The organism is Caulobacter sp. GW821-FHT11E10 (assembly GCF_058808375.1).
Map to the genome: position 1 here is coordinate 343067 of NZ_JBXARP010000005.1, position 19905 is coordinate 362971.

A 19905-nucleotide genomic window follows, 5' to 3' on the forward strand; every position below is an offset into this window, starting at 1 on the left:
GCGCGGCGCGAAAGGAAGTCGGGCCCGGGAAGGTCCCAGGCCCGCCATGATCACATCTTCATCCGGAAACCGAAGGTGAAGTAGCGACCGATGGGATCGTCGGTGATCACGAAGCCCGCGAACCCGCCCGGTGCGGTCGAACTGCCCGTGGCGTTGGCGGCGGGGGGCGTGGCGTCGAACAGGTTCTGGACGTTGAGGAAGAGCTCGCTCGAGCCCAACGTCGAACCCGGCAGCTTGTAGGAGATGTTCAGGGAGGTCTGGGCGTAGGAGTCGATGCTGTCGGCGCCATTGAGCCAGACCACGGTCGGGTCGCCCGAGAGCTTCAGGTCGTTGCGCCAGCGCTGCATCAGGTCGACCCGCAGGGCGTCGGTGACCGCGTAGCTGAGCATGCCGGTCAGGCGCCAGGACGGCGCGGCCGTGATGCCGGTCGAACCGAAGGCGACGCCGCCCTGGTCGATCGTCGGCACGGCCGGCTGCTGGTAGCGGATGTGCGGCTGGTAAGCCGCCAGGCCGCGCAGGGTCAGGCGACGACCGAACAGCGTGCCGCTGTAATTGGCCTCGACGTCCACGCCGTGTGAATCGACGACGGCGAGGTTGATCGGCTTGACCAGCCAATCGGTCACGGCGCCGGCCGCGTTGCGGACGATCAGGTCGCAATAGGTGGCGACGTTGGTCAGGTTGCAACCGTTCTGGATCGCCGGTTGGAAGCCCTGGACCGTGGTGATCGCGTTGGTGATCTCGATCTTGTAATAGTCAACCGCGAGGCTGAGGCCCGGCACGAAGCTTGGCTTGTAGACGAGGCCGACGGTCTTGGTCTTGCCGATCTCGGCGGTCAGGTCGGGATTGGCCAGGTTGACCGAGGGCAGGGGATTGGACGCCCCGGTCTTCAGGTCGGCGTTGGTGACGATGACGACCGAGGTCGGCGCGAACAGGTCGTTCAGGGTCGGTGCGCGGATATCGCGCGAGAGCGTACCGCGGATGCGCAACTGGTCGTTGACGTGCCAGTCCCCGCCCAGCTTCCAGGTCCAGTAGCTGCCGACCGTATTGTACTTGGTGTAGCGGGCGGCCGTATTGATCTCGAAGGCCTCGATGAGAGGCTTGTCGGCGATCAACGGCACATTGGCTTCCGCGGCGACTTCCCACACCGTCTGCTCGACGTGAGGGCTGGCCGGGAAGGTGTTGCGATAGAGGAAGGTCCGCGCGCCGGTGGCCACGCAGTTGTAGCGAAGGTTGGTGCAGTCGGCGAACTGGTCGGGGCGCGCGTCGCTGCTCGACTTGAAGGTCTGGCGGCGCCACTCGCCCGACAGGGCGACCTTGACGGGGCCGGCCCAGGTCGAGAACGGCGAACCCGAGATGTCGCCGGCCAGATCGTCCTGGGTGGTTCGGCCGACGTAGAGCGTGTCGTCGAGGATGTAGTCCATCGCCGCGGCGCTGGCGGAGGTCGGGCCGAACAGGTTCAGCGGCGCGCAGTTGGCGTAGGCCGTGGCCGTCGCCGCCTGCGTCGCGGCGTAGCAGACCGGTGAGCCGTTGGTCCCCGGGACGGCGTCCAGCGCCGCGGAGAGCTTCTGGTTGTTGACGTTGTTGAGCAGCGTCGTCGAGAGTTTGGCTTGGCCGCGCGTGTAGGACAGGTTCCAGTCGTAGGACCCCAGCTTGCCGTCCAGGCCGGTGTTGAAGATGAACTGGCGCGTCTCAGGAATGGCGCCGAACCGCTCGGGCTGGTTGAAGATCTTGCTGAGCGTGAAGGTCGCCGTCGGGATCTGCGCCTGATAGGCGGTCGACAGGAACGCGTTCGTCTTGCTCAGAGCGATGTTCGAGAGGTTGACGTCGTCGCCATAGAACTTGTTGCGCTTGGCCGTCATGCCGGCGCTGGCGAAGAAGTGGGTGTCGGCGGAGAGGTCGTAGTCGAACCGGCCATAGACCTGATGCATCCGCTGCGAGGCCTTCAGCGAATGGTCGAAATAGCCGCCCGCGCCGCCGCTCTGGGTGGTGGTCCCGGCATAGGTCGCGCCGTTGACGAACGGGCTCAGCACCCCGTCGGCCGCGAAGTACTGACCGTTGATCGCGCAGGCGCCGGTGCAGGTGATGCGGCCGCCGAACGGTTGCGCCGAGAGCGTCGCATTCTCGATCAGCTGATAGGGGATGGTCGTGCCGTTGCCGACGACCACCGGGCGCGAGAAGAAGTCGCGGTCCGAGCGGCGGGAAACGCCCTCGTCGTCGCGGAACTCGTAGCTGGCTTCGATGTGGCCGCGGTCGTTCAACAGGCTCTTGCCGAACGCGGCGCCCGCGGCCTTCTGCAGGCCGTCGTTGTATTTCGAGATGCCGACCTGGCCGTAGGCCTTCACGCCGTTGAACTTGGTGTCGGTGATGAAGTTGATCACGCCGGTGACGGCGTCCGAGCCATAGACCGCCGAGACGCCGCCGGTGACGACGTCCACGCGCTGGACCAGCAGCTGGGGAATGACATCGGCGTCGACGATGTTGCTGATCGAGGTCGGCGGCACGCGACGACCATCCATCAGCACCAGGTTGCGAGTGGCGCCGATGTTTCGGAGGTTCAGCTGCGCGGCGACACCGTTGCCGCCGCCGACGCCGCCGGTGGCCGAGGCGTTGCTGATCTGGCTCCGCGAGCCGGAGAACACCGGCATGACCTGCACGGACTCTGTAAGGCTGGTGGGACGCAGGGTGGTCAAGGTTTCGGTCGCCACGGCGGTGACGGGCGTGGGGCTGTTGTTGCCGTTGCTGACACGCGAACCCGTCACGACCACGGCGTCGACCACCTGGGAATCGGAAGGGGCCTGCGCGGTTTGCGCGAAGGCCGCGTGGCTCATCACCAGCAGGCTTGCGCCGCTGAGCAGGGCCGGAACAGAGTTCATGCGGATCATCGTTTTCCTCCCCGTTGCGGCCTCATCGTCGCGCGCTCGGCGCTGACCGCAGGATGACTGTGTGGCGCTTGGGCGCTCTGTTTTCCGCCGCGTTGTTGCGGCTGAGAAATTAAGGGGAAGCTAGGGGCGCCTAGGAGATGACCGCGCTATTCAATCCACGGAGCCGGAGATAGGTTTTGACGGCGTCGAAAGCTGAAAGGCGCTAGCTGGGCGGACTTTCTCCTGTCGGAGAAACGGTTAAAGCCGTGGCGAAACCGACAATTGGCCCGTTGTGGGGGCGCTATTGAATTTGCGCCGGCCGTGCGCGGTTTCATCGGTCGGCGCATTGACCGATTGGCCATCGCATCACCTCCATCCAGGCAACGACCGCCAGACTCGGGCTGAACGCTCGCGCTGGCCAATATCCTTCGCCGACCCCGGCGAGGGCGAACAGGGGGAAGCATCATGGCGTCGATCCAAGCGCCGGTCACGACCGAGCCGCCGAAGGAGACCTCTTCGACGTTTACTCGCTGGTTCGTGCTGACCCTGCTGGCGCTCGGCGTCCTGATCGCCTTCGTGGACCGGACGAGCATCTCGTCGGCCATGGCCGAGAAGACCTTCGTCAAGCACTTCGACCTGTCCCACGTCGATCGCGGCGGGGTCAATTCGGCCTTCTTCTGGTCCTACGGTCTGATGCAGATGGCCATGGGCTGGGTGGTCGATCGCTATGGGGTCAAGACGCCCTACACCATCTGCTTCGTGCTCTGGTGCCTGGCGACGGCCCTGACGGGTTTCACGAGCACGCTGATGGCGTTGGTGATGATGCGTGTCATCGTCGGGGCGGCCGAGGCCGTGGTGATGCCGGCCAGCTATCGCTGGATCCGCAACAACTTCAAGGAAGGCCAGAACGGCACCGCGGTCGGTTTCTTCGCCATGGGCAACAAGTTCGGACCGGCGGTCGGCGCGCCGCTCGCGGCCTGGCTGATCGTCAATTACGACTGGCGGATGATGTTCATCGTCACCGGCATGGCGGGTCTGGTCTGGCTCGTGCCTTGGGTCCTGCTGGTCAAGAACGACCGTCTCCGGGGCGAGGCGGCCGTGGCGCAGAAGGCTCAGGCCTCGTCCGTTTCGCTGGCCAGTATCCTCTCCAGCCCCCTGGTCTGGGGCGCGATGATCGTCAACTTCTGCTACGGCTATTTCACGTTCTACTGCATGACCTGGATGCCGGCCTATCTGGTCGAGGAGCGCGGCCTGTCGCTGAAGAGCTCGGGGCTCTACACCTTCTTCAGCTTCGCCGGGATCGCCATTGTCGCCCTGATCGCGGGGTGGGCCGCAGACAGGATCATCGCCAGGGGCGGCAACGCCGTCTTCGTCCGCAAGGCCTTCGTGATCGCCGGCTTCATCGGCGCCTGCACCGTCCTGCTCGGCGCGCGGGCCCCGTCGCTGGAGATGGCGCTGTTCTGGAACGTGTTCTCGCTGTCGTTCCTGGGCCTGGCCACGGCCAACAACCTCGCCCTCTCGCGCCTGACCTTGATCCCCGCGCCCGCCGTGGGCCTGGTGACCGGCGTCCAGCAAGTGGCCACCAGCCTGGCCGGCGGCGTCGCGGCCAGCCTCTCGGGCTGGCTGCTTCAGGTGAGCGGCAGCTACGATCTGCCCATGTTCGTGATCTTCGTCTTCCTGATCATCGGCGCCCTGGCGACCTGGATCCTGCTGCAGCCCAAGTGGGCGCCGAAGGTCGCCGAAGCCGCGCCGGCGACGATCTAGTCCAGGAGAGCCCTTATGACCCAACCCGTCACGCTCGAGCGCTACACCCGAACCGCGGTGGTCCTGCACTGGCTCATCGCGATCCTGATCCTGGGCAATCTCGTCCTGGCGCTTGTCTCGGCCAATTCCGAGGGGCCGCTGCACAGGACGGTGCTCAACCTCCACAAGTCGGTCGGGTTCAGCGTCCTGCTGCTGAGTCTGGTTCGACTGGCCTGGCGGCTCTATCGCCCGCCGCCCCCGCTGGGCGAGGGCAGGGCCTGGGAGCGAGCGGTGGCCGAGATCGTCCACGTGGCCTTCTACTTCCTGATGGTGCTGATCCCGTTGCTGGGATGGGTGGTCAGCTCGGGCGCCAAGACCCGTCACGCCATCAACCTGCTGGGCTGGCATGCGCCGTTCCTGCCGATCATGTCGGGCAAGCAGTTCACTGGACCTTTCATGGACGCGCACAGGCTGCTGGGCTTCACCATGGCGGCCTTGCTGGTCCTGCATATCGGCGCGGCCCTGAAGCACCGGCTTGTCGACAAGGACGGCGTTCTGGGACGGATGTCGCTTTGGTCGCGTAGATCGACCGGCGGGCAGGACGGGGTCTAGGGACAGGCAATCAAGGTGCGCCGTTTGAACGACCCGAATGTGGCCGGCCTAGCCATGCTGCGAGGGTGATGCGGCCGGCCTTGACCGCCTTTTGGGAGGCGCCATTCCTGGCCAGTTCGACGCGTTCGCGATCTGGGACGATCCGATCATGAGTGACCACGATCGGCGCGCGACTGAGGTTCTGATCCTCCCCTCGGGAAGCCTCATCTCCCGAGGATCCTCCGCCGAGGCGACGGGCAATGGCGCGCTCCCTGCATCGTCGTCTCGGTCTTTTCTCGGCGGCGACATGACGTCGAAAGAGATCGTTTTTCCGCCGACGTCGCGCGAGCGATCGTACGGCCCAGTCGGGACAGCACCGATGCTTAGACTTCCTACAGGCGCAGTGATCGCCACCCTTCTGGCCCTGTGCTCCACGAACGCATCGGCGCAATCGGCGCAATCGGTTGGACGCGCGCCGGTTCGGATCGACACCGGCCTTCTCACTGGCGTCGCCGGCCGCGACCCCTCGATCACGATCTACAAGGGCGTGCCCTATGCGGCCGCGCCGGTCGGCGCCTTGCGCTTCCGCCCGCCCGCCGCGCCCGCCACTTGGAAGGGCGTGCGCGCCGCCGACCGCTTCGGCGCCCTGTGCCCACAGCCCCAAGGCGGGGGACCGCCGCAGACGGGGTTGATGGACGAGGACTGTTTGACGCTGAACGTCTGGACCGGCGCGGCTTCGGCCAAGGACAAGCGCCCCGTCCTGGTCTGGATCTACGGCGGCGGCTTCCTGAACGGGACGGGCGCCAATCCCGAATTCGACGGCGAGGGCCTGGCCCGCAAGGGCATCGTCGTCGTGACCTTCAACTACCGCCTCGGCGCGCTAGGCTTCCTGGCCACGCCGGGTCTCAGCAAGGAGGCCAAGAGCGGCGTCTCCGGCAACTATGGCCTGCTCGACGACATCGCCGTGCTGAAGTGGGTCCAGCGCAATATCGCCGCGTTCGGCGGCGATCCGTCACGCGTCACGATCGCGGGACAGTCGGCCGGCGCGGGCTCGGTGGGCTTCCTGGCCATGTCGCCGCTAGCCAAGGGCCTGTTCAACCGCACCATCGCCCAGAGCCATTCCCGCTATCCTCGCGATCCTGATCTGCGGTTCCTGTCGGTGTCCTACCGGACCCGCGCGGCCGCCGAGAGTGCGGGCGCCGCCTATGCCGGCGCGAGGGGCGCACGCACGCCGGAAGAGCTGAGGACACTGCCGTGGCAGAAGCTGATCGAGGGCAGCGACGCCGTCGACGCCTTGGTTGAAACCGGCACGCCGGCTAAGCCGCCGCTGTTCCGGCCGGTGCTGGATGGTTGGGTGATCCCCTCCACCTATGACGTAGCCTTGGCCAAGGGCGCGTTCAACGACGTGGTCGTGGTGACCGGCAACAATCGCGACGAGACGGGCGCCGTCCCGGCGACCGCCTTCGGAACCCTCCGCGCCCGCACGGGCCCACCACGCGCTGGCGCGCCCCAGGTCAGCGTCACCCTGGCCGACTATGTCCGCGCGGCGAAGACCAAGTACGGGGCGCTGGCCGACGAGTTCCTAAAGCTGTACCCGGCCACGAACGACGACGAGGCGGCCCTGGCCAGCAACGCGGCGGCCTACGACAACAATCGCACTTCGACCTATCTGTGGGCCGTCGAGCGCGCCAAGACGACGGCCCGACCGATCTTCACCTACTGGTGGACCCACGCGCCGCCTGGACCGGGCCACGACCTGCGCGGCGCCTATCACGGTTCGGAGATCAACTACGCCTTCGGGAATCTCTACGCCACCGACCGGCCATGGACGGACGAGGACCGGGCCATCGCCGACCGGATGTCGTCCTATTGGGCCAACATCATCAAGACCGGTAACCCGAATGGCGAGGGGCTGCCGACCTGGACACCGTTCGATCCGGCCGCGCCCAAGGTGATGGTGCTGGGCGACCAGTGGGGCCCGACTTCCGTCGCCGGGAGCCCCGAGAAGCTCGATTTCTGGCGCCGGTTCTACGCCACCCAGGCGGCCTGGTGAGCGGGAGGGAGAGGACCATGAACTCGCAATCCGAACGCCCTTCGCCGAAGGTCCTGGCGGCGGCCGCGCTCGCCCTGGCCCTGGGCGCTTGGGCCTTGCCGGCCCAGGCCAAACAGGCCCCGGTGTCGCCGCGTGTCCAACTGGGACCGGTGCAGGGGGAGGGATACCGGACGCAGTATCTGCGCCTGGCGCCGCAGGAGACCGAAGGCCTGCTCTACGAGCCGACGCGGCCGGGGGCGAATACTCGGATCGCCCTGGTCTACGCCCATCCCAACGCCAACACCTTCAACGAGCCCATCGGGCGGGAGATGGCCGCGCGCGGGTATCGCGTCGTGATGGTCAACCACCGGGGCGACACCGCGCCGGAGGCCTATCTGCCGTCGATCTCGCGCGGCCTGGCCTTCGCGCGGTCGCTGCCGGGCGTGACCCGCGTGATCCTGGTCGGCCACAGCGGCGGCGGCCACATGGTCACGCTCTACCAGAACGTCGCCGAGCATGGCCCGGCCGCCTGTAGCGGGCCCGAGAAGATCTATCCCTGCAAGGTCGAGGGGCTTTCGGACCTGACCAAGCCCGATGGCCTGATCCTGCTGGATCCCACCCTCGGGGCCTTCCACCAGATGAGCGCGGTCGATCCGGCGGTCGGCGACGGCCAGCGCATTGGCGAATTGGACATGTTCGCGCCGGCCAATGGCTACGACCCGGCCGGCAGGCGCGCGACCTATGGCGCCGCGTTTGCCCAGCGGTTCCATCGCGGCCAGGCCGATCGCAACGCCCGGATCGTCGGCGAGGCCCAGGCGCGCCTGCGGTTGATCTCGAACGGCGAGGGGCGTTTCACCGATGACGAACCGCTGGTGATCTCCGGCCTTGGCCAGCAGGCCGCCGGCGCCAGGCTCTATCAGCCCGACGTCGCCTTCGCGGCCCATACCAAGGCGGCTCACGCCCTGCTGCGCGCCGATGGGACGATCGAAGAGCAGGTCATCCGCTCAGTGCGTCCGCCCAGCGGCCAGCAGACACCGGCGGCACTGGGTTCGTTGAGCCTGATGAGCCAAAACACCACGGTCCGGCGCTTCCTCGCCGCCTCGGCCATCCGCACCAACGCCGACTACGCGATCACCGCCGACGACATCGTGGGGGTCGACTGGCGCTCGGCCATGACCTCGACCCCCGGCAACGCCGAGGGCGTCAGCGTGCCGACCCTGGTCCTGACCATGAGCTGTCATTACCTGGTCGTGCCGGACGAGATCATCTTCGACCATCTGGGCTCGAAGGATAAGACCTTCGCGGCCGTCGAGGGCGCGACCCACCTCTTCAACGCCTGCCGCCCCGAGTACGGCGACACGGTCACGCGCACCTTCGACTTCGTCGCTGGCTGGCTGAAAGGGCCAGGGCGCTTCTGATCGCGCGGCCGTGGCCGACAGCGCGCCGACGGGCCTCAAGGTGACGAACCCTCAGCCCATCCAGCGGCTGACCGGGACGGCCGACTCCTCGAGCGGTTGGGAGATCACGTCGATCAGGGTCGGGCCGTCATGGGCCACGGCGGCGCGGACGGCCGCGTCCAGGTCGTTGGGATCGGCGACAGTCCAGGCCTTGAGCCCGAACGCCTCGGCGATGCGGGCGTGGTCGGAGCGATTGAAGTCGACCGAGAAATAGCGCTCGTCATAGCCGCTCTTCTGGCTGGCCTTGATCCAGCCGTAGGACGCGTTCGAGAACACGATCAGGGTGATCGGCAGCTGTTTGCGGACGATGGTCTCCAGCTCGCCGACCGCGAAGCCGAAGCTGCCGTCGCCCATCACCGCCACCACCTTGGCGTTCGGCGCGCCATAGCTGGCGCCGATCGAGGCGGGCAGCGAGAAGCCCAGGGCTCCGTGCGCGCGGTTGGTGATGAACCGGCGGCCGGCCGTGTTGAAGTCGTAGAAGCCGGAGAAGTAGGGGCAGGGCGTGCCGGGATCGGCGACGATCACCGCGTCGCGGGGCAGGGCGGCCTGCAGGGCGGCCAGCACGCGCTCGGGCCGGATCGGGCGGTCGGTCGAACCGGCGAGCCGTTCGAAGCTCGCGCGCTTGGCCCGGCGCACGGCGGCCAGGCGTTCGGCCGCACCGGTCGAGCGCGGCATGTTCTCCAGGCGACGGGCGATCTCGGCGAGCAGGGCCGACAGGCAGAGCTTGGCGTCGCCGACCAGCCCGGCCTCGACCCTGTAGTTCGCGCCGACCACCATCGGGTCGACGTCGATGTGGACGATCGGCACGTCGCGGCCCGGAACCTCGCCGTGCTCGGTCGTGGTCGAGCCCGCCCGGCAACCGACGAAGATCACGGTGTCGGCCGAGGCCACGACCTCGCGGGTCTGGTCGACGCCGCCATTGGCCCCGACCACGCCGACGGCCAGCGGATGGTTGTCCGGGATCACGCCGTGGCCGCTGACCGTCGAGGCCACCGGAGCGTCCAGCAGTTGCGCCAGGGCGGCGAGTTCAGCGGTCGCGCCCGAGATGATCGCGCCGCCGCCGCAGACGAAGACCGGTCGCCTGGCCGCCAGGATCACCTCGGCGGCGGCCGCCACGAGGTCGGCCGAGGGACCGGTTCGAAAGGCGGGGAACTGTCCGTGCTCGGCCTGGGCCCAGAGGTCGGCGTCGAAGGTCTGCTTCTGAACGTCGTAGGGCAGGCCGATGTGGGTCGCGCCGGGGCGGCCGGTGGTCGCGGCGCGGAAGGCGGTGCGGAAGACGTGCGGGATCTGGCCGACGTGGTCGACGACCGTGTTCCACTTGGTCAGTGGCCGGAACAGGGCCTTCTGGTCCAGCTCGGTCAGCGGATAGCGGCCCCGCGCGGTCACCGGCACGTCGGAGGTGATCGCGACCATGGCGATCGAGGACTCGTTGGCTTCGATGACGCCCGGCAGGATGTAGGTCGCGCCGCCGCCGCTGGGGCCTTCGCAGACGCCGACCCGGCCAGAGAGGCGGGCATAGGCGTCGGCCATGTAGGCGGCGCTGCGCTCGTCGCGGGTCAGGATGTGGTCGATGCCGTGATCGAGGCGCGCCAGGGCGTCGTAGAAGGGCAGGCTGGTGTCGCCGCACAGGCCAAAGACGTGCTTGACGCCGTGAAGTTGCAGCATCCGCACAGCGGCTTCGGCGCCGGTCGTCATGATCCGAGATCCTCCCTCGGACCTTGGTATCGAGGCCGTCCTCGACGGGGCTATTCAAGACGGTAGGCGAGCTATCGGAACTGCGACCGATGTTGCGGGACCGATATCATTGGAGGCCTTCGCGACGGTAGAACCGGCGTCGACTCCGGCGGCGATACGCGGCTGGGCGAGGAGAAGACATGGCCGATCCGAGGCATCCGTTCGCGTTCCGGGATTTCCGCTTTTTCTGGACCGCGCGGCTGTGCTCGACACTGGCCCAGAACACCCTGGTGATCGTCGTCGGCTGGCAGGTCTACGACCTGGCGCGCGCGACGATGGACACCAAGGACGCGGCGATGCAGCTGGGCCTGGTGGGCCTGGCCCAGTTCGCGCCGCTGTTCGTCCTGACCCTGGTGACGGGGTGGGCCGCCGACCGGTTCGACCGTCGCCTGATCATCTGTCTCACGACGACGCTGCAACTGGCCTGCGCCGCCGCCCTGGGTCTCATGACCTGGACCGGCGCGATGTCGCTGCCGGCCTTGATGAGCGTGGCGGTGTTCCTGGGGGTGGCGCGGGCCTTCTCGATGCCGGCCTTGAACGCCCTGGGCCCCAACATCGTCCCGCCCGAGGTGCTGCCCCACGCCATCGCCACCAACGCCATCGCCGGCCGGGTCGGCTCGATCCTGGGGCCGGCCATGGGCGGCTATCTGTACGCCTGGAGCCCGCCGCTGCCCTATGCGGCGAGCGTCGGGCTCTTCCTGCTGTCGCTGACCTGCATGCTGCTGGTCCGGCCGATCGCCCGGATCATCGGTGAGCCGCGCAAGCCCTGGGTGCTGATGCTCGAAGGGCTGGTCTATGTGCGCGGCAACACGCTGGTCATGGGCGCGATCTCGCTCGATCTCTTCGCCGTGCTGCTGGGCGGCGCGACGGCCATGTTGCCGATCTTCGCGCGGGACATCCTGCATGTGGGACCGGCGGGGCTGGGGCACCTGCGCGCGGCCCCGGCCGTGGGGGCGATGGCCACGGCGCTGCTGTTCGCCTGGCGACCGCTCAAGCACAATGTCGGGGTGAAGATGCTGCTCTCGGTCGCGGTGTTCGGCCTGGCCACGGTGATCTTCGGCGTGTCCCGCTGGATGCCCCTGTCCCTTGTCTGCCTGACCGTTCTGGGGGGCGCGGACATGCTGTCGGTCTATGTCCGCCAATCCCTGATCCAATTGTCGACCCCCGACGCCATGCGCGGACGGGTCGGCGCAGTCTCGACACTGTTCATCTCGGCCTCCAACGAACTGGGCGAGGCGGAGTCTGGCTTCCTGGCCGCCCTCGTCGGACCGGTGGCGGCCGTGGTCGCCGGAGGCGTCGGCGCGATCCTGGTGACGGGCCTCTGGGCGTGGAAGTTTCCGGCCCTGCGCAGGGCGCGGACGTTCGAGAGCACGGCGAATGGATCGGGCGGCGCGCAAATCTGATCGACACGGTCGGGCCGTTCTCGGCTTAGCCTGGGGCAGAGAAGGCCGCGCGCGGACGTGGCGCTGTAAACATGAAGTCCGCCCGGCAAGAGGCGGCGCGTACCTGGAGGACCCCATGGATCGCCGACATTTCCTCGCCGCCCTGCCGGCCGCATTCCTGGCCGGCGAGGCCTTGGCCGCCGCGCCCAGGAAAGCCCCGCCGACGGCCAAGGGCGTGATGCTGATGAACCGCATCGGTCCGTCGTCGTCCGAGCTCTACATCGCCAACGCCGACGGTTCGAACGAGCGCAAGCTGCTCTCCAGCTCGGTGTTCGACTACCACGCCAGCTTCAGCGCCGACGGCAAGTCGGTGGTCTTCACCTCCGAGCGCAACGGCGACGGCCAGTCGGACCTGTTCCGCTGCAATCTCGATGGGACCGGCATCCAGCCGCTGGTTGTCGGCGCGGCCGTCGACGACGCCGGCGAGCTTTCGCCGGACGGAACCCGCCTGGCCTTCGTCTCGACCCGGGACGGCTATCGCACCAACATCTGGATCAAGGACCTCAAGACCGGTCGGCTGACCAACCTGACCGGCGTGCCGGACGTCCAGGGCGATCCGTCCCTGCCCGACGGCTTCTTCCGCCCGGCCTGGTCGCCGGATGGCAGGCAGCTGGCCTTCTCGTCGGACCGCAACACCGACTGGCGCGGGCACCATGACGGCAAGGGTTGGGAGCACACCCAGGAGCTTTCGATCTACGTGATCGGCGCCGACGGCAAGGGCTTCCGCCGCATCGCGTCCAAGCCGGGCTTCTGCCTGGGCTCGCCCAAGTGGTCGCCGGACGGCAAGCGCGTGGCCTTCTACGAACTGGCCACCGAAGACACCTGGGGCGCGCGCCGTCCCGAACTGCTGGCCAAGATCGCCTCGCAGATCGTCTCGGTCGACGTCACGACCGGCGATCGGGTCGAGCATACGTCAGGCCCGGGCCTGAAGATCTTCCCGCAGTTCCTGAGCAACGGGGTCATCGCCTATCACCGCAAGGGCGGGGCGGACGAAGGGCTCTACTACACCGCGGGCTCGGCCCCCGTGCAGCGCATGCTGCGCTCGCCGGTCTGGTCGCCGGACGGCAAGACGGTGATCTACGAGAAGGTCGGCTTCAAGGCGCGGGGGCAGCTGAAGCCGCTCTACAGCTGGGATCCGAAGTTCAACTACAGGCACACCGACGTTTTCCCGGTGCTGGCCGGCGACGGCACGGTGGCGATCACCGAAAAGCAGCAGGGCAATTCCTCGCTGGTGACGATGAACCCGGACGGTTCGAACCGCCGGACGATCTTCGACGTCAACGGCAAGGGCCTGGATCCGGAGATGGTCAAGAAGGGCGTGGCCGGCGCCTTCCAGCCGACCTGGTCGCCCGACAGCCAGTGGCTGGCCTTCGGCATGGGCGTCTGGTTCCAGGAGCGGGCGCACGGCAAGGCGACTCTGATGCGCGTGCGCCGCGACGGGACCGACTACGAGGCCCTGACCGACGGCTCGATCCATTCGGGCTTCCCCAGCTATTCGGCCGACGGCAAGGAGATCGTCTTCCGGGTCTGGGGCGAAGCCGAAAAGGGCCTGCGGATCATCAATCTCGACACCCGTCAGATCCGGGTGCTGACCACCGGCTACGACAACCTGCCGTTCTGGTCGCCGGACGGAAAGCGCATCGTCTTCACCCGCAAGGTCGACGCGGTGAACTTCGACGTCTTCACGATCCGGCCGGATGGCTCGGACCTGCGGCGCCTGACCACCAACCGCGGCAATGACGGCCACGCGGTGTGGAGCGCCGATGGGCGGATCCTGTTCAGCACCGGCATGTACGGCTTCCGCGAGGAGGCGGCGCTCTACGACAACACCTTCCAGCCCTACGGCCAGATCATGGTCATGAACGCCGACGGCACGGGCAAGCGCCTGCTGACCGACAGCCTGTGGGAAGATTCCATGCCGCTGTATCTGCCCGTGAAATAGGCCGGCGGCCGTCGCCAAAGCTATCGGCCGCTACGGGTTTTCGATCCCTCTCCCTCCGCCATCGCCTGTTCTAATTCAGTCTGGGCGCGCGGTGCGGGAGAAGTCGCCAACGAAACTTTCAAGCGCGCGATCGGGTCACGGACCTGACCGCGTCTCGCGTCGGCGGGCGATGTCGCGCGTCGACGGCCATCCAGATCAACGAACCCTGTCCAAAGAGGCGGGGGCGAAAGACAAGAGGGAGGAAAGAATGAGGGGTTCATCCATGCCGCTCCGGACCGCGCTGCTGGCCAGCGCCTGTGTCCTGGGTTTCGCGGCCGGCGCTCAGGCGCAGACCGCGCCGGCTCAAAGCAACGAGCCCGCCGCGCTGGAAGAGGTGGTCGTCACCGCCCAGAAGCGCAGCGAAAACGTCCAGAACATTCCCGTCGCCGTGACCGCCGTCAGCGCCGAGAGCCTGCAAAGGCAGGGCTCGCCCAACCTGCAGGCGCTGCAGGGCTCGGCCCCCAATGTCGAGATCAATTCCAGCAACGCGGCCACCGGCGTAGCCATCCGCGGCATCTTCTCGACCAATGACGGCCCGCAGGGCGACCCGGCCGTCGCCTATCACATCGACGGCGTCTATCTGGGCCGTCCGCAGTCCACCGGCGGCCTGATCTACGACATCCAACAGGTCGAGGTGCTGCGCGGCCCGCAGGGCACGCTGTACGGCCGCAACGCCACGGCCGGCGCGATCAACGTGATCTCGGCCCGCCCGATCTTCGACTATGCCGGCGCGGTCGGCGCCGAGTACGGCTCGTACAACCAGTACGGCGTCAACGGGATGGTCAATGTCCCGCTGGGCGAGAAGGCCGCCGCGCGCCTCGCCATGCGCACGCTGAAGCGCGATGGCTTCGCCGCCGACGACAAGAGCGAAGACCAGAATTCGGTGGCCTATCGCGGCCAGCTGCTGATCAAGCCGACCGACGACCTGTCGATCCTGCTGGCGGCCGACTACGACCTGCGTAAGGGCGTGGGGCCGGCCGCCTACAAGCTGAACGTGGCGGGCGTCGATCCGCGCTCGACCAACACCGTCAATCCCGGCGCCCACATCCGCAACAAGAACGCGGGCTATCACGCCGAGATCAACTGGGACCTGGGCCCGGCGACCCTGACGGTGCTGCCGGCCTATCACAAGCTGGTCCTGGACAACCTCTATGCCAGCGACCGCCGCATCCAGCTGAACCAGGAAGCCAAGCAGCACTCGCTGGAAGTCCGTCTGGCCTCCAAGGCCGACCAGACCGTGACCTGGATCCTCGGCGCCTACTACTGGGATGAGCTGCAGAGCTCGTTCCAGACCCTGCTGGCCCCGCCGACCTCGGTGCAGTTCGGCTATCCGATGATCGACGCCTACTCGCGCGCCCTGTTCGGTCAGGCGACCTGGCATGTCACCGACAAGCTGCGCCTGACGGGTGGCCTGCGCCACACCGCCGACCAGAAGAAGCAGAACGGCACGACCGAGGTCCGCAACCCGGCGGGTGTCCTGCTGTCGCGCATCACCAACGCCGCCAACAGCGAGTGGAAGGCGACCAACTGGAAGGCCTCGGCTGAGTACCAGGTGGCCGAGCGGTCGCTGATCTATGCGACGGCCGCGACCGGCTACAAGGGCGGCGGCAACTATGACGGCCTGGCCCCGAACTCGTACCAGCCGGAACACGTGACCTCGTTCGAGGCCGGCTCGAAGAACCGCCTGTTCGACAACGCCCTGCAGCTGAACGTCACGGCCTTCCACTACAAGTACAAGGACTACCAGGCCAGCCAGCTGGGCTGCCTGAACCTGCCGGCGGGCCTGCCGACCTGCACAGCCTCGGGGCGCCTGACCTACAACGCCGACAAGGCCACGGTGTACGGCCTGGAGCTGGAATCGCAGTGGGCGATCACCTCTCAGGATCGCCTGGGCGTCGTCGGCGCCCTGACCCACTCGGAGTTCAACACGTTCGTGCTGCCGGTGACCCCGTTCTCGTCCGGCGGCAACTTCTCGGGCAACCCGCTGCCCAAGTCTCCGAAGTCGACGTTGACGGTGGACTATTCGCACCGCTTCGACCTCGCCAACGGCGCCACGCTCACGGCCGCGGCCCGCGCGCGCTTCGTCGCCAAGCAGTATCTGCTGTTCGACATCCGCAGCCCGATCATCAGGCAGGACGCCTACAGCACCGGCGACCTGAACCTGACCTACGAGTCGCCGGGCGGCGGGATCACGGTGACCGGCTACGCCAACAACATCACCGACGAGCTGGTGAAGTCCTACGCCTTCGCGACCTCCACCGCGGGCGTCTTCTACGGCACTTACCTGCCGCCGCGCACCTACGGCCTGCGGGTCGGCGCACGGTTCTAGCGTACCTGACCGGAGGCGGTCCCCACCGCCTCCGGTCGCCTCTTCCCCGTAAACCTCGACTATGGGCGGAGCTTCGGCTTCGCCCATCTTTTTTTGGGGGTCCTAGGCCAGGACCTCGCCGGGCAGGAGTTCGGTATCGACCTGCGTCTGGGCTTCGGCCGGATAGCGCGGGCCGTGGATCGCGTCGCCGTCGAACAGGGCGTCGACCTGAGCGACGACCTCGGGCGCGAGGGAGATGACGGCCGCGCCGATGTTCTCCTCAAGGTGCGCGAGGCTGGTAGTGCCGGGGATCGGCACGACGTGCTCGCCGCGCGCCAGGGTCCAGGCCAGCGACAGCTGCGCGGGCGTCAGGCCGTGCTCGGCCGCCAGGGCGTCGAACCGTCGGACGGCCCGCAGGTTATGCGACAGGTTCGGCTCGACGAAGCGCGGCATCCAGGCGCGGATGTCGCCCCGGGCGTAGTTCGCGTCGGCGACCGCGCCGGCCAGCAGGCCGCGCGCGACGGGCGAGAAGGCGACGAAGCCGACCCCCAGGCGCTTGCACGCCTCGAGCACGGCGACCTCGGGGTTGCGGACCATCGGCGAATATTCGGTCTGCATGGCCGCGATCGGGTGAACGGCGTGGGCGCGCTCCAGCGTGGCGGCCGACATTTCCGAGAGCCCGATCGCGCCGATCTTGCCGGCCTCGACCGCGCGGGCCAGGGCGTCGACCGAGTCCTCGATGGGCACGCGCTTGTCGAGGCGGTGCAGGTAGAAGAGGTCGATGTGCTCGACGCCCAGCCGCTGCAGCGAGCGGTCCAGGCTGGCGGTGATCGCCTCGGGCGAGCCGTCCAGCACCCGCTGGGCGCCGGCCATGTCCAGCACGCACTTGCTGGCCAGGACGTACGCGCTCCGGCGATGACCGACCGCGCGGCCGACCAGGCGCTCGTTGTTTCCGCCCCCGTAGAGGGCGGCGGTGTCGAGGAGGGTGACGCCGAGATCCAGCGCGCGGTTCAGCAGGCGCTCGCCGTCCTCGGCCGGTGGCGGCGGGCCATAGGCGTGGTTGAGGTTCATGCAGCCCAGACCGATCGACGAAACCTGGAAGGGGCCGATCTGGCGCTGCGGCAGGAGGGTCACGACGGCGTCTCTCTACGGGTTGCTCAGGAAGGCGAGGCTGGTCGGCTTGGTGACCGCGATCGACTGGTCCGTGGCGGTCAGCTTGCCGGTGGCCGGGTCGCGCGCCAAGACGGTGACCGCGCCCGAACCCTGGTTGGCCGCCAGCAGCCAGCGGCCGGTCGGGTCGAGGCCGAAGCTCCAGGGCGTCTGGCCGCCCGAGGGAACGCGCTGGATCTCGGTCAGGGCGCCGCTCTTCTGGTCGACGGCATAGACCACGATCACGTGCTCGACCCGGATCGAGGCATAGACGAAACGGCCATCGCGGCTCACCGCGATCTCGGCCCCATTGATCGGTGGGTCGCCACCGGCGCGCACGGCGCTGAGTTCCTTGAGCGCGCCCCCGCGCGTGCCCCAGCCGAAGGTCCGGATCGCCGGGACCAGTTCGCTGATCAGGAAGACGAAGCGGCCATTGGGATGGAAGGCCAGGTGGCGCGGGCCGGTCCCGGGCGGGACGCTCACGGAGGTTGCCGCGGCTGGTCCCAGCTGACGTGTACGGCGATCGTAGGGATGGACGAACACCCTGTCCGCGCCGAGGTCGGCGACCAGGGCGAACTTGCCCGTCGGACCCAGCGTCACGCCGTGGGCATGCGAGCTCTTCTGGCGGGGAGAAGGACCTGAACCCTGTTCCTGTCGCACCGAGGCTGGCGGCTCGACACCGCCGTCGGCGCGCAGGGGCAGGGCGGCCACGTGACCCGACCCGTAGTGGGCGACCAGCAGGCCGTTCCCCCGCGCATCCAGCGCCAGATGCGTCGGCCCGCCCCCGCCGGAATCGACGGTCGAGACCAGGGTGAGGGCCCCCGTCTTCGGATCGGCCTTCAGGGCGTGAACCTTGCCCTGGGTCTTGCCGTCATTGCCGGTCTCGCTGACGGCGTAGAGCAGGGGGCGGTTGGGATGGGCGACGACCCAGGTGGGGCGGGCCAGTTCGGCGACCACCCCGATGGGCGTGAGCTTGCCGGTGTGCGTGTCGAGCCGGGCGGCCAATACGCCCTGGCCAGCCTCGTTGCCCTGGGTCCCGACATAGACCAGTTGCGCGCCCTTCGACGCGGCCTGGACGGCGGGCGCGGCCAGAAGGCTCAGCGCGCCGGCGGCGACCGCGCGGCGCGTCGGCGAATGGGGCGTGGAATCGGTCATCGGCGTCTCCTGTCGCGCGGGCTTCCCAGGTCTTCAGCACGCTGTCGAGCCAGGGAACGAGGGTGTTTCGAACGCCCGGTCAGAAGATCGTAGCCGTCGGCTCTCGCGCCGCCGCCAAGTTCGGCGGGGGGAGCGATCGAAACCGCGTCAGCCGGCCTTGCGCAGCATGGTCGGGGTGGTGGCGTCGGCCGTGTGGCGGCGCAGCAGGTCGATGAACCCCTGGTGCAGCTTGGTCGGCAGCCAGCCCGACCGCATGGTCACGCCGATGGCCGGCGCGGGCTCGATCGGACCGAACGGCAGGGACACCAGCTCGCCCTCGTGCATCAGCTCGTACGAGGTCATCAGGGCCAGCCGGTCGCTGCGGGAAAGCAGGTGGCGGACGATGGGCAGGGCGCTGGTGGCGATCGAGGTCTGCGGCGCGACCTTGCCCTCGAACAGGCGCTCGAAACAGGCGCGGCGACTGGCGCCGGGCGTGCCGACGACCCAGTCGTAGCGCAGCAGGTCCTCGACGCCGACGCTGCCCTTGCGGGCCAGCGGGTGGCCGCGCCGGGCCACGACGGTATAGGGCGTGCGGGCTAGGGCTTCGTTGGTCAGGTCCTCGCCCTTGGTTTCCTGGACAAGACCGATCACGAAATCGACCTCGCCGTCGCGCAGGCGTTTGAGCATCTCCGAGGCGCTCTCGTTGACGATCTTGACGTCGACCTTGGGATTGGCGCGGACGAACTCGTCCAGCACCGAGGCCAGCAGCACGCTGCCGCCGAACGGCATGGCGCCGATGGCGATCTGGCTGGCGGCGCTGCCCTGGGCGGCCTCGATCTCCTGGATGCCCCACTCGATCTCCTGGGTCGCCAGCTTGATGCGGCGGCCGAACTCGACGCCGGCCGGGGTGACCATCACGCCGGCGGCGGTGCGGTAGTAGATCGACTTCTTAAGGTTGCCTTCCAGATCGCGGGCCGCCCGCTGCAGCGAGGCCTGCGAGAGGTCCAGGGCCAAGGCGGCTTCGGCGAAGGAGCCGCTCTCGACGATGGCGATCAGGCTGCGGGCCTGGGAGCGCGAGATACGCTTGGCGATCACCGGCGCGGCCTCGGGTCCGCCCGGCACGCCCAGGGTGATCAGGGCCTGCTCGAACTGTTCGAAGAGACGGGTGGTGCGGCGGTGAAAGATCTCGCCCAGCTCGTTGAGATAGCTGCCGCTGGCGCGGCGCTCGAGCAGGATGGCGCCGATCTGCAGCTCCAGCTTGGCCAACGCCTGGGTCACCGCCGGCTGGGAGAGATTGCACTCCTCCGACGCCCTGCGGACACTGTTCAATCGGCCCACGCTTTCGAACAGCTTCAGCTGCCGAAAGCTGAGCGACGCGGCCCTGGCTTCAGGATCCATGTCGATCATTTTTATTCCTCCCGATCACCAAGCGCTAACAGGAATCAATCGGGGAGGGAACGGGCCGGACCGAGG

General features: G+C 68.1%; 12 protein-coding genes. 7 read left to right on the top strand and 5 right to left on the bottom strand.

Annotated elements, in window-relative coordinates:
- Nucleotides 1-50: 50 nt before the first annotated feature.
- On the bottom strand, nt 51-2873 hold the full coding sequence (locus AC1RRV_RS12560) for a TonB-dependent receptor domain-containing protein (protein WP_492859972.1): 2823 nt from the start codon (nt 2871-2873) through the stop codon (nt 51-53).
- Between the two features lie 453 nt (nt 2874-3326).
- Here AC1RRV_RS12560 and AC1RRV_RS12565 point away from each other — a divergent pair, with 453 nt between their 5' ends.
- From AC1RRV_RS12565 to AC1RRV_RS12580, 4 genes are all read left to right on the top strand, one after another.
- A complete protein-coding gene (locus AC1RRV_RS12565) occupies nt 3327-4625 on the top strand; it encodes an MFS transporter (RefSeq protein WP_492859973.1) in 1299 nt (432 codons plus the stop codon).
- A 15-nt stretch (nt 4626-4640) separates the two neighbouring features.
- Nucleotides 4641-5216 carry a cytochrome b gene (locus AC1RRV_RS12570; RefSeq protein WP_492859975.1) on the top strand — a complete coding sequence of 192 codons (576 nt, stop codon included), beginning with the start codon at nt 4641-4643 and terminating at the stop codon, nt 5214-5216.
- Nucleotides 5217-5598: 382 nt separating this feature from the next.
- Complete coding sequence (locus tag AC1RRV_RS12575) at nt 5599-7248, top strand: carboxylesterase/lipase family protein (RefSeq protein ID WP_492859976.1); 1650 nt, start codon at nt 5599-5601, stop codon at nt 7246-7248.
- Between the two features lie 17 nt (nt 7249-7265).
- Complete coding sequence (locus tag AC1RRV_RS12580; protein WP_492859977.1) at nt 7266-8645, top strand: alpha/beta hydrolase; 1380 nt, start codon at nt 7266-7268, stop codon at nt 8643-8645.
- A gap of 51 nt (nt 8646-8696) precedes the next feature.
- On the opposite strand, the gene AC1RRV_RS12585 is transcribed toward AC1RRV_RS12580, so the two are convergent.
- The gene (locus AC1RRV_RS12585; protein WP_492859978.1) at nt 8697-10379 is read right to left on the bottom strand and encodes a thiamine pyrophosphate-binding protein; all 1683 of its coding nucleotides are present in this window, start codon (nt 10377-10379) and stop codon (nt 8697-8699) included.
- A 179-nt stretch (nt 10380-10558) separates the two neighbouring features.
- On the opposite strand from AC1RRV_RS12585, the gene AC1RRV_RS12590 reads away from it, so the two are divergent.
- The 3 genes from AC1RRV_RS12590 (at nt 10559) to AC1RRV_RS12600 (ending at nt 16170) form a co-directional block, all read left to right on the top strand.
- Complete coding sequence (locus AC1RRV_RS12590; protein WP_492859979.1) at nt 10559-11821, top strand: MFS transporter; 1263 nt, start codon at nt 10559-10561, stop codon at nt 11819-11821.
- Nucleotides 11822-11936: 115 nt separating this feature from the next.
- On the top strand, nt 11937-13802 hold the full coding sequence (locus AC1RRV_RS12595) for a hypothetical protein (RefSeq protein WP_492859980.1): 1866 nt from the start codon (nt 11937-11939) through the stop codon (nt 13800-13802).
- 262 nt (nt 13803-14064) lie between these two features.
- The gene (locus AC1RRV_RS12600; RefSeq protein ID WP_492859981.1) at nt 14065-16170 is read left to right on the top strand and encodes a TonB-dependent receptor; all 2106 of its coding nucleotides are present in this window, start codon (nt 14065-14067) and stop codon (nt 16168-16170) included.
- Between the two features lie 102 nt (nt 16171-16272).
- Here AC1RRV_RS12600 and AC1RRV_RS12605 read toward each other — a convergent pair whose 3' ends face one another.
- From AC1RRV_RS12605 to AC1RRV_RS12615, 3 genes are all read right to left on the bottom strand, one after another.
- On the bottom strand, nt 16273-17283 hold the full coding sequence (locus tag AC1RRV_RS12605; RefSeq protein ID WP_492859982.1) for an aldo/keto reductase: 1011 nt from the start codon (nt 17281-17283) through the stop codon (nt 16273-16275).
- A 12-nt stretch (nt 17284-17295) separates the two neighbouring features.
- Nucleotides 17296-18453: a lactonase family protein gene (locus AC1RRV_RS12610; RefSeq protein ID WP_492859983.1), complete on the bottom strand. Its 1158-nt coding sequence runs from the start codon at nt 18451-18453 to the stop codon at nt 17296-17298.
- A 147-nt stretch (nt 18454-18600) separates the two neighbouring features.
- Complete coding sequence (locus tag AC1RRV_RS12615; RefSeq protein ID WP_492859984.1) at nt 18601-19839, bottom strand: LysR family transcriptional regulator; 1239 nt, start codon at nt 19837-19839, stop codon at nt 18601-18603.
- Nucleotides 19840-19905: the final 66 nt, after the last annotated feature.